Genomic DNA, 11221 nt, shown 5'->3' on the forward strand with positions numbered 1-11221 from the left:
GGGAAATGTATAGGGGGGTATGGGGAAAGTTTTTTATATTTTATGGTAAAATTTTTTTGGTGGAGTAGTTCCATGTAAATCCAGATAAGAAACCTCAAATCCGCTTTCAGCTTTATCTTCCACAATTTCCATATAAATAGGACATTGCCCGGTCATCATTCTTCGCTATGCAATCTGTAACTTCCCAGTAACCACTTTTAGGAGAACCATGTCGTATAAGAAAACCAAGTGATTTCAGCTTCTTAATATTTTATGGCAAAATTGGAGGTGGTTCCATCCACATAATCTGAGCAATTTCCTGTTTTCTCTGATTCTATCCACTGTTTCTATTCCGTTGCTTCCCTAGTGCCGCTCTTAACACTCGATTCTCCCAATGCTCCCTTTAAGGAAACTCTGGTATCAAAATCACGTTTACTGTTACGAATAACCGGAACAAAATATAAAAATTTTTGTGAGAACTATCTTTACAAACCAGCATTTATATGACGTAATGACAACAAGATGACATGTCACATCAAAATGAGGTCTATCAATGGCGCAGAAAACAATTCAAGGAAATCAGGTACTTGCCAGACAGATCCGATCCAGACGGAACGAACTGGGACTAACGATCGAGGAAGCCTCTTCCCGAGCCGGAGTAGGTACAAAAACATGGTGCCGATATGAAGCCGGCGAATCCTATTCGTATCGACAAATGCAAAGGAATTTGCAGAGCACTGAACTGGATCGTTTTCCCGGAATCAGATGCAGAAACTTATGAAACTATCTCTGTGCAGGAGTATAAAACTCACGAGGCCTGGTCTCCATTTCTTGAAAATACATATGGTACCAGAGCCGCTATGGCATTTGCGGCAGGCAGCGATATCCTGTCCGACCATATTAATGAAGACTTGGCCGAGCTTGTTTCCATGCCTGCCGGATCTCATCTTGGTCAACTAAGCGTATCGTGGCTGTGTAGTGATCTTCCAGAACAGTTTGTGATGCACTATGATTACGATTTTCTATACCGGATGAAGTGTACCCTGCAAAACATGAGAACGCGTGCGAAATATGGATACCCTATGACAGCACACAGCGTTATGGAAGAGTTGCTGCTTTACCTTTGTAACGAAGAAGCTTCTATGCTGATAGAACTCAATGACGAAATCCATCGATTTGAAGATGATGACACTGCTTCCGAAGAGTGGGTGTCTGATCTGCTTAGCGATTCGGATATCCTCAGCTGGCTCTACGCTGATATGTATTTGGATGCTGAGCATCCATATCATTTTTTTCACTGGAATGACCAGCAATTCTATACAGAACAAGACAAATGAATGGAGGGATAATATGATTGGGAAACTGAAATGGGAAGATGTTTATTTACTCTGGAATAATGAAAGTTATAATTTTCCTAAAATCCTCTCCGATCCCATGACTGCCAAAACGGTATTCGTGGAATACGATGAGGACGGTTATATCTACGGATTTGACTGGCTTCAAAATAATACAGCACAGGCAAGGAAAGAACTGATACAAAAGAACTCTCTGGGATTTCTATATTTTACCCAGCCTACAAATAAAGGAACCATTCAAACTGCTAAAATGTTAATGACTGCAAAAAACGAAGAAGAACTCGCTGCCATCTGGATTGCCGCTACTGCTAAAGAATTATGTGATCATTGGTATGAAAATAACATTGGGCGATATGCAACTATGCTTCATATGGCGGCATGTGAGTTTTTACAAACTCGATATTATTTATGGCATCATGCCATGAAAAGACTAGTGCCGGAAATTTTAATTCCACCGTCCATTCTTAATAATATTATCTGCAAAAATGCAACACCGATCATGGGTCTTATTCAAATGAATACGATATTGCTGAAAAGCACATGGAGCATTCTGAAATATTCCTCGTTGAAAGATGAGGATATGCCGGAAATCTGTTGTCGTATTAACGTTTTAAAATCCTAATAAATGGCTGTATTGATTGCATTACCAAAACACGACTATCTAAAAAGATCACTCACACTCAAGAAGCCGAGAAATCCGCTGCTTAAACGGATTCTCGGCTCTCTCTTTACTGTTATTCAAACTCGGCGTGTTCTTTGCTGTTGCTAACTATATTTGTTTAAGCTTTATACAAAGACACACCTGTTTTTACTTCAATTACATCATTTATTCTGGCTTACTGATTTTCTGTTGCCAAAATGTTGCCATGCCTTTATTATAAACAAATCCTCGCAGATTGACAATACATTTCAAAATGTTACGCAATAAAAGTCCATTTTCAAAAATATAAATATAAGGTATCGCAAACCCACTCATTACGTCCTGAAGTCTCTAAAAAATAAAGTTTTAAAATACCTAAAGCGTAGCAGTGCCATCAAAAATTTTATATAAAAAGCTCTCGATATAACTTTTTTGCATAATTGTCTGTCATTCCACTTATATAATCTGTAATCATAAGGATACGCAAATACAGTTTCTCTTGTTCGCTTTTTCCATAAGACTCACTATAATACATTACTTTATAAAATTCTGATACTGTATCTATCGTTCTTTTTTCTATAAAAGTAGTTTCTTCTTCTGTAGAATACACGATAGCTGCTGGCATAAACTGAGTTAATAAGGAATCTATAACCCTTCGACCGAATAATTCTGTTCGTGTTTTTATCGAACTGGTGTAAATAAATCGCTCACTCAATTTTGCAATTGTATCAATAATACACCCCGAAATACTATTATCAAATAACTCTCCGTTAAAATTGCCTTCCATTATGTCCTTGTAATATCGAATAAAAGCATTTCCTGCGTCTTGTATCATAACTTCCCGTATATACCTAGTCCACCTTTGTATAGATGTTAATTCAGGCTTTTTCTCATCAGCTAATAGCTCCTCTTGATACATTTCCTGCAATTTACCCATATATATTTTTGCTTCGTCCCCTAACGGTTCTTCTTTCTTATCCTCTTGAAATGCTCCCATTATCTGAGAAAAACTTATGACTTTTTTCACCATAGCATCCTCTAAATCCGAAGTACGATATGCAATATCGTCAGCAGCTTCCAAAAGATAAGATAATGGATGACGGCTTCCATTCAACCCCATACTTAAATTTATATCCTGAAACAACTCACATTCTGAGTAGTTATAACCAATTTTCTTATAATGTTTTGGATTATTGTATTTCAAGTCAGCTGATGAGATAGGATATTTTATAATAGTTCCTAATACTTTATAGGAAAGATTAAACCCTTGTTTTCTTCCCAAATGCGGGGTCTTCGACAACAAACGTAAGGATTGAGCGTTTCCCTCAAAAGAATATAAATCCTGTTGTTGCCAATCAGACAAAATATCTACCACTTTCTTTTCCCCTAGTGATAAATATTTTAAATTCTTTATAAACCACTCTCGAATTGCGTATTCTCCAAAATGCCCAAACGGAGGATTTCCAATATCATGTACTAACCCCGCACATAGAAGTACATCCGAAAATTCTTTCTCTGTATGTTCTTCAAACCATCTATCCATTTTCTGTTTTCTCAACTTATAAAATACATACTCTCCTATCTTTTTTCCAATAGCTGAAACCTCCAGCGAATGCGTCAGACGTGTTCGCACATAGTCATCATCGTCTAGTGGAAAAACCTGTGCTTTATCCTGTAGTCTTCGGAACAATGTACTACAAATAATTGTGTCATAATCATTCTCATATATAATACTTTCTTCCTGGTTTATATAAAAATGTTTTTCTGACAACAGCTCATTCCACTGCATAATTATCATCTCCCACAAATTAATATTTTAAAAAAAAAATATTCTAACACCTCTTTTTACTATTTGCAAGTATATCTTTATCTAAAGAGTTACCAGCTAGTTACCAAGAGCGTTTTGAGTAACCCTTTAAACTGTCACCGGGCTTCCCTACTGTACTTTCTCCTTGCAGCCCGTTTCTGCTCCGCTTCTATCTGTTCCTGTTGCTTTGCCCGGTCAATAACTGCGTTTACCTGTTCAACACCAACCACTGACTTTACACGTCCAAAATCCGTTGCAATCATCCTCAATTCCCGGTTTTCTTCTAAAACTTCTTCCAGTCTGTTTGTCAGCCGCTCATTTCCGCTTCGCCCTCTACTATACGCAACTTGCAGTTTTGTATATCGGTTGGAAATATTCAGATACTCCCGATACACAGACCGCAGAACTGTTACAATTTTCCCAATCAGCGGCTTTGCCTTTTTCTCTCTGTAAGTCTTTCCGCTTTCCAGCGTTCCAGCTTCCGGCAGCACTTCCTCTGGATCATACGAATATTTAACCGCAAATCGTTCCATATCCTTTACCATAGGAGCAATTTCTGTCAGTTTTTTATCATATCGTTCTGCTTCTTCCTTAGCTTTTTCTGCCTGTTTATCTGCTTCCTCACGATTTTCTTGTGCGGAGTGTATCTCATGCTCAAGATTTTCCAATTCATCCAGCCATTTTTCACTGACTTCCAGTATTGCAACATTATGTTCTTCCAGACTTTCTTTTTTCGCTTCCAATTCTGCAACTTCTTTTGCTCGTTCCTGCTTCTCAAAGTCCAGAACCGATAAATGCTTTTCATGTGTTCCTTTCTGCTCCCACTCAATCCCATGTTCCAGCATAACAGCCGCAAGCTGCTTTTTCTCATACAATACCCATTGATTTAATTCTGTTTCCCTCCTTGTACCACCCTTAAAACCAAGAACCGACAATGCCTGTTTGAGAGAAACTCTTGTATCAAGTCCTCGTTTGCTCCCTGTCATATATGGCACAAAATCTATATGCAGATGTGGCGTAGCTTCATCCATGTGGAGACATGCTGAAAATACCCGCAACGTAGGATTTCGCCGTTGAAAATCACGCATATATTCATCAAGCACCTTTGCCGCAAGTTGTCCGTTTTCGGTTGTTGCACCCATGTTGTCTCTATCCCCGATTTGCAGAATAATTTCATGGAATGGTTTTTCCTGTTTACCGGATAAGATTTTCTCATAGTAATTATCAATCCTGCGGTCACTTCTGGTCTGCTTCTCATTATATCGGGCAAGGGCTTCATCAAACAGTTCGTGATATACGTCTTTGACATTTTCGTTGCAGTATTGCACATTCAGATAACTTCTTTCTGGGTCTGTATTCTTTGCATGAAATTTCCTGCTGTTATGATTGACAGAGCCTTTTCCTGTCATAAAACTAATCGTTCGCTTCAATCTATATCCTTTCTCCCTATTCGGGTAATCAGCGCCGCATACGGCGCATAAGCTTTGTTACTTTCGTTGAAAGTAACGCAAAAGCACTTTTGACAGCCGTTCCGTCCATCAAAAGATGCTGTTGCGCCCTGCCGGGGGCTTTTCCGTCCTACGGACGGGCGGATTCCAGCCGCTTTGCTTCCACCGCCATAGCTTTTCGGATAGCCGATAGTATATTTTCTATCGTATATTCGTCCCATCCGGCAAGCCATATCAATGTTCGCTGTTCATCTTCTGTCACCTATACCTCTCCAAATATTTCATTGAGGGTAGCTATCCTACGGGTTTCACTTTCGTAAAAATATTTGTTCACGTTCCGAGTTCCCCCACTCCGGCTGAATTATCATCCAATCACACCTTTCTCTTTGTCTGCTATCCACAGGAGCGTGACACGCTCCTGTCTATTATCATCAAGGAAAACTACCAGCGGAAACTGTCCGGCACTCCACGTCTATCCAAATATTCCTGTCTGGCTTTTTCCCGTTCCTCCTGTGTGGGAGCAGTCTTATATTTCCCATATAATTCATGCTGCACCAAGGAATCCAATTTCTTCTCCAATCCCTGCCGGATTTCCTCCAAACAGGTATCATCTTCCATCAGATGATAACGGAGCAACAGCATAAACAGTTCATAAGGAATCTGCACATTCTTCATCATTTCACCCTTTCTGCGTCGGTTTGCGTCGATAGCGTCGATATTTTACCAGCCTGCTATCAAAAATACCGTCGCAACCGACGCATATCGTCGCTTTTACTCCTTTGGTTCAAGGCGTTTCAGAATGATTTTTCTTTCATGTCCCCGTTTATTATCATAGAAAATCCCATAGTCATTGAGTAGCTGACTGTTGACGGTATTCAGCCTTCTGGAAAGCACATTCGCCTGTAGCTGCATATCCGGCAGCTGATTTACAAGCTCTGTTGCAGTCCCCTCCCATTCCTGCCTGTCCTCTGTCAGAAACGCATTGATTGCTTCCAAAAGAGGGTTTGGCGACTGTTTCCACAACTCTGTTTCTGCCTTCTTGAATTTCCAGACACAACGCTCACGGTCAAACTCTATGGTCAGTTCCTGATCCGGCTGGTCACGTCCCACAATGTCCATCACAGCTTCATTGTCTGTCCGTTTCTTTTTGTGCATGATAAACGCTCCATCTGCCGCACCCAACAGTCCATTTGTGCCGGAAATCATATCAAAGCTGTCCTCAGATTCCAGCTTGCGTGTATGATGAACTACCAACAGGCAGATACCATATTTATCACTGAACGATTTCAGTTTTGTCACAATCTCATAATCACTGGAATAGCTGTACCTGTCCCCACCGGCTTCACGCACTTTCTGGAGCGTATCAATGATAATCAGCCTTGCGTCCTTATGCTCTTTCAAAAATTCCTCCAACTGCTTGTCCAGCCCCTCACTCAAGGTCTTTGCCTGTGTTGCAAAATACAGATTATCCGCACATTCCATACCAAACATACCGGACAGCCGCCGTTGAAGTCTTGCATAATCATCTTCCAATGCCAGATACAGCACTGTCCCTTTCCGTACCGGATAATCCCACAAAGGAATCCCCATTGCTACATGATAGGCAAGCTGCGCCATAAAGAACGATTTTCCCACCTTTGGCGCACCTACAAAGAGATATATGCCGCCATAGAGAAAGCCGTCTACAATCGGTACTCTCGGCACAAAAACAGTATCATACAATTCCGGCATGGACATGGTATGCAGTCCGCCATTCCCGGATTTCTCTGGGTTTTTGGTGGCTTGCTGATTGATTTGTTCCTGTGAATTTGCTATAATTTCATTGTGATTTTTTTCATTCGGCTGCACCCCATCTGCGCCAACAGATGATACGGGAGCAGTCGTTTTCATTTTTCCCATCATTCATCTTCTCCTTTCAGTCCCTCTAACGTAATTGCAATTACCTGCAACGTATAAAGCAGTTCATCATTATCCGGGCTTACTGTTTCCAGACGCTTTAACTCCTCATGAATAGCTGCCATCTGATTTTTTAATGCCTTATAAACTCTCGGATTTCCCTGTACAACCACATCCCTGCACGTCAGTCGTCTTATGATATATTCCTGCTTTGTCAAACCAGACAATGCTACCAAATTATTAAGCAGCTTCGCTTCTTCATCCGATACCCGAAATGCTACGGTATGATTTCTCCAACGCCCTTTATAATCAAGACTTCTTTCCATTGCTGTTCTCCTTTTCCATTCGCTCCATTTCCAGCTTTTCTGCCATTTCTGTCTGAACAGTTGGAAATAAATGTGCATACCTGTAAGTGATTTTTTCTGCTTCGTGTCCTACCCGTTCCCCAATCGCCAGCACTGAAAATCCTATATTTATCAGCAGCGATACATGGCTATGCCGAATATCATGCACCCGAATCTTCTTCACTCCCGCCTGTTTTGCACCTCGCTCCATCTCATGGTTGAGATAAGATTTTGTAACCGTAAACAGCCGTTCATCTGGCTTGATGTCATAGAACATTTTGATATACTCCTGCATTTCTTCGCAGAGAAACGGGGGCATTTTTACGGTACGGTTGCTTTTTGCTGTTTTAGGGCTTGTAATAATATCACGCCCTTTGGAACGGTGATACGTCTTGCTGATCGTGACCGTCTGCTTCTGGAAATCAAAATCAGCAGCAGTAAGAGCCAACAGCTCACCGGAACGGATACCGCACCAGTAAAGCATTTCAAAAGCATAAAAGGAACGTGGCTTATCCATCATGGCTTCTGAAAATTTCAGATATTCCTCTTTTGTCCAGAAGTCCATCTCCTTTGGAATTTCATTTCCCATTGTGCCAGCCCGTCTTGCCGGATTGTAAGGCAGATTATAAAAATTTACAGCATGGGTAAAAATTGCTGTAAGCTGTGCGTGTATTGTCTTCAGATAATCTGCTGAATAGGGCTTACCTTTCTCATCCTGATACGCCATGAATTCATTCTGCCATGCAATAATGTCTTTTGCTTCAATCTCTGCAATCTTCCGATTTCCAAAATAAGGTAAAATCTTTGTGCGTATTACATGGCTTTTAGATTCCCATGTACTTTCTTTGACACGCTGCTTTTTATCTGCTTCATAAAGTTCAAAAAAGCTGGCAAATGTCATATCCAGTTTGGAGTTCTGTTTCAGCATAACCTCATGTTCCCATGCCTGTGCTTCTCTTTTTGTTGCAAACCCACGTTTCTGTGTCTGTTTCCGTTCCCCTTTCCAATTCGTGAAACGATAAATTACCCTCCACGTTCCCGTAGCATTGTCTTTATATACAGCCATTTCCATCATCTCCTTCCAACTTAATCACTGTAACAGACCTTCTTATGAAAAAAAGTAGTATTTACACGCCCCGCTACTGTCATATACCCTTGTTTCTGCAATTCTGTGTTCAATTCCCTTACAACCTGATAGGCTTTGGACTTTGATACCCTTAATTCTGTTGCCACTTCTTCCACCGTCATAAATGATTTTTCTGCCATCTATATCCTCTCCTTTCCCTAAAATTCCTGCCGTTCTCTCCTTCCCGTTCTGACAGGCAACCCTTTTCGGCGCTGTGCCAGTCCCTCTACATAAGGGACGCTCGCTTCTTCTTTAAAGGTCATGGCGTTTGTTCGGTTCGGACGGTCATTCAATTATTAACTCTATTTGTTTAAGTTGCGCTTTTATGATACTAAATAAATTCCGTTAAGTCAAGTGGTTTGCAGAAAAATCTTAACTTTTTTTATTTAAGTTCCACTTGCTATTCCTATTTCATCATGTTATACTAACTTCAACAGAAATGTTTAGTATCGGAGGTTTTATTATGGCAATCGGCAAAAGAATCCGCTTTTTCCGCAACCGGAAAGGCATGACACAGAAACAGTTAGGCGAACTCCTCGGTTTTCTAGGAAAGACCTCTGATGTCCGTATGGCACAATACGAATCAGAATCCAGAACACCGAAACAAGACCTTGTAAAAGAAATGGCACATCTCCTCGATGTAAGTCCTCGTGCAATCACTGTGCCGGAAATAGACAGTTATATCGGACTTATGCACACACTTTTTGCGTTGGAAGATATGTATGGCTTAAAAATCGGAGAGATTGACGGAGAAGTGTGTCTGCGGTTAGATAAATCTGCCGGAACAACCTACACCACTATGTTTGATATGTTCCATGCATGGCAGGAACAGGCTGCCCGTCTGGAACAGGGCGAGATAACCGAAGAAGAATACGACCAGTGGCGGTACAAATATCCCGAATTAGACACCTCAAAACAATGGAGAAAGGTCATTCCCTCACAAGAACTCAGCGACCTTATCTTACAGGACTTGAAACCCAAATCCGACTAATTTTCGACCTCGAAACGTACAAAAACCTTACCGACTTTCAGCTTTATTTCTGAAAATCAGTAAGGTTTTCTGTTATTGAAGTATTCTATTATTCAGTGAGTGATACTCTAAATGTTGCCAAATCGTTGCCAGCACTTAAATAAATTTGCTTGCACCCCTCATAAATAAAGGCTTTTCCAAGTCCATTTCATCACTCAAACTCCTCGGCGGATAATATGAACTGGCTGTATTTCTCTGAATTTTAATGATTTTATTATCCATATTCTTCAAAAAATACTCTTGTATTTATGCCATTCTAAATTTTTAGAGCCAAAATAGAGCCAAGTAAGACTGGCATTCTTTCTTATTCACCTTAAAATTTTTTCAATTTAATCTTATTTTTTCCATAGGTATAGATATATTACTAATATATGGGTACTCTTGCCACAAACCACTAAAACATCCCATAATTGGTTGATAGGTAAATCCTGGCAGCACTTCCTTGTATTCAATCTCAAATAAATATCCTTCCACAATTGCCTGATATTTAAATGATGTAACTATACCTAATTGAGTTAAATTTTCTGAAATAACTCCCAAAAAATCTTTCTCTACAAACCCCTCTTTTTTCATAAAATGAAATTCAAAAACCATCTTCATAATACTTTTCTCCTATCTCGTTTTGTAGTAACTACTGTATCTATATATGTTTCTCCATAGTTCAAACAGGTATCACAAACTTTCTTCATCAACTCTTTCCGTTTGTATTACTTCTATAAATTGCTTTTTTAATTCTGATTCGTTTTTTACCAGCTCCTTTCTCTTTCTGAAAAACTGAACACTCTTTTGACCGATATAAAATATTCCAGCTCCTGCAGCCAATAACACCGGAGCTGCTTTTGCAACCGCTGTGGCTCCAATTTTTCCATAAAGAATATCCAAATCACCCCCAGCATTTTGCAAATCTATCCTTACCTTATTATAATCTCCCAAATTCTCAATGCGATTGCTCATTCAATACCTCCTGTACTCCAATAAGATTCTCTTCCATTTGGTCACCTCTTCTACATGGTGCTTGCACCATGTTTTTTCATCTAAAACAACTTATCTCGTCCTGATTAGTACTCATTAACATTTCTCTAATCAAACAATGAATGTATTTCCTTACCTGTTGCATCAGATAATGCGTCTGCTCTTTTTTTCAGAAGTTCTTTAAATTCCGCTTGTTCATCTTCATTCCAATCACCTTGGTGAGAATCCATATAATCATCAATTAATTTTTGTACATTTGATAAATGCCTTATTGCCTTATCATCATCCTTAAAATTCAACTTTTCCATATACAGCCTCCTCTATACTTCTCTTTCAAAAATTTTAAAACCGCAACTTGAGCATTCCCAATATCCTTCGCCTGTTGGAAAATCCCCATTATTATCATGTCCATAAAAGTCCATTGTATTTCCACACTCAGGGCAATCCGGATGGTCTGAATCAATGTCACTATCCCATGGATAATCAACCGCATTTCTTAAATCTTTCTTCCATTTTCTTATGTTCGTCATAATTGTACCTCCGCTTATAATATTATACCAATTGTATCACTTTCTTTTCTCTCTTTCTACCGCCAAATACAGAACACGACAATTATTATTCCTC

15 protein-coding genes are annotated in these 11221 nt (G+C 39.7%); 4 read left to right on the plus strand and 11 right to left on the minus strand.

Annotated features, from left to right (window positions below):
• Positions 1–532 precede the first annotated feature (532 nt).
• From WKT10_RS16060 to WKT10_RS12870, 3 genes are read left to right on the plus strand one after another with little or no spacing between them, the layout of a single operon-like run.
• Positions 533–760, plus strand: coding sequence for a helix-turn-helix domain-containing protein (locus WKT10_RS16060; protein ID WP_445293023.1), 228 nt, complete (start codon positions 533–535; stop codon positions 758–760).
• Positions 663–1316 carry an XRE family transcriptional regulator gene (locus tag WKT10_RS12865; protein WP_340277626.1) on the plus strand — a complete coding sequence of 218 codons (654 nt, stop codon included), beginning with the start codon at positions 663–665 and terminating at the stop codon, positions 1314–1316. The genes WKT10_RS16060 and WKT10_RS12865 overlap by 98 nt, the downstream gene beginning before the upstream one ends.
• A 13-nt stretch (positions 1317–1329) precedes the next feature.
• Positions 1330–1956, plus strand: coding sequence for a hypothetical protein (locus WKT10_RS12870; RefSeq protein WP_340277628.1), 627 nt, complete (start codon positions 1330–1332; stop codon positions 1954–1956).
• 421 nt (positions 1957–2377) lie between these two features.
• On the opposite strand, the gene dgt is transcribed toward WKT10_RS12870, so the two are convergent.
• The 7 genes from dgt to WKT10_RS12905 all read right to left on the minus strand — a co-directional run bounded on the left by dgt (position 2378) and on the right by WKT10_RS12905 (position 8735).
• A complete protein-coding gene (gene dgt / locus WKT10_RS12875; RefSeq protein ID WP_340277630.1) occupies positions 2378–3763 on the minus strand; it encodes a dGTP triphosphohydrolase in 1386 nt (461 codons plus the stop codon).
• Positions 3764–3897: 134 nt separating this feature from the next.
• Positions 3898–5190, minus strand: coding sequence for a plasmid recombination protein (locus tag WKT10_RS12880; RefSeq protein ID WP_340277653.1), 1293 nt, complete (start codon positions 5188–5190; stop codon positions 3898–3900).
• A gap of 480 nt (positions 5191–5670) precedes the next feature.
• A complete protein-coding gene (locus WKT10_RS12885) occupies positions 5671–5904 on the minus strand; it encodes a complexin-2 (RefSeq protein ID WP_340277655.1) in 234 nt (77 codons plus the stop codon).
• 96 nt (positions 5905–6000) lie between these two features.
• The gene (locus WKT10_RS12890) at positions 6001–7131 is read right to left on the minus strand and encodes an AAA family ATPase (protein WP_340277633.1); all 1131 of its coding nucleotides are present in this window, start codon (positions 7129–7131) and stop codon (positions 6001–6003) included.
• Complete coding sequence (locus tag WKT10_RS12895; RefSeq protein WP_340277635.1) at positions 7128–7451, minus strand: plasmid mobilization protein; 324 nt, start codon at positions 7449–7451, stop codon at positions 7128–7130. Before WKT10_RS12895 ends, WKT10_RS12890 begins: the two co-directional genes overlap by 4 nt.
• Positions 7435–8535 (minus strand): site-specific integrase, encoded by a 1101-nt coding sequence (locus WKT10_RS12900; protein WP_340277637.1) that lies wholly within the window; start codon positions 8533–8535, stop codon positions 7435–7437. Before WKT10_RS12900 ends, WKT10_RS12895 begins: the two co-directional genes overlap by 17 nt.
• A 20-nt stretch (positions 8536–8555) precedes the next feature.
• Positions 8556–8735: a DNA-binding protein gene (locus tag WKT10_RS12905; protein WP_117509452.1), complete on the minus strand. Its 180-nt coding sequence runs from the start codon at positions 8733–8735 to the stop codon at positions 8556–8558.
• A 323-nt stretch (positions 8736–9058) separates the two neighbouring features.
• Here WKT10_RS12905 and WKT10_RS12910 point away from each other — a divergent pair, with 323 nt between their 5' ends.
• Entirely contained in the window at positions 9059–9586 is a 528-nt protein-coding gene (locus WKT10_RS12910) for a helix-turn-helix domain-containing protein (protein WP_340277643.1), read from the plus strand.
• A 363-nt stretch (positions 9587–9949) separates the two neighbouring features.
• On the opposite strand, the gene WKT10_RS12915 is transcribed toward WKT10_RS12910, so the two are convergent.
• From WKT10_RS12915 to WKT10_RS12930, 4 genes are all read right to left on the minus strand, one after another.
• On the minus strand, positions 9950–10225 hold the full coding sequence (locus WKT10_RS12915) for a hypothetical protein (protein ID WP_340277645.1): 276 nt from the start codon (positions 10223–10225) through the stop codon (positions 9950–9952).
• 72 nt (positions 10226–10297) lie between these two features.
• Positions 10298–10579 carry a hypothetical protein gene (locus WKT10_RS12920; protein WP_340277647.1) on the minus strand — a complete coding sequence of 94 codons (282 nt, stop codon included), beginning with the start codon at positions 10577–10579 and terminating at the stop codon, positions 10298–10300.
• Positions 10580–10704: 125 nt separating this feature from the next.
• A complete protein-coding gene (locus WKT10_RS12925) occupies positions 10705–10905 on the minus strand; it encodes a hypothetical protein (RefSeq protein WP_340277649.1) in 201 nt (66 codons plus the stop codon).
• A gap of 12 nt (positions 10906–10917) precedes the next feature.
• The gene (locus WKT10_RS12930) at positions 10918–11127 is read right to left on the minus strand and encodes a hypothetical protein (RefSeq protein WP_340277651.1); all 210 of its coding nucleotides are present in this window, start codon (positions 11125–11127) and stop codon (positions 10918–10920) included.
• Positions 11128–11221 lie beyond the last annotated feature (94 nt).

Source organism: Enterocloster sp. HCN-30185 (assembly GCF_037890305.1).
Taxonomy (GTDB): Bacteria; Bacillota; Clostridia; order Lachnospirales; family Lachnospiraceae; genus Enterocloster.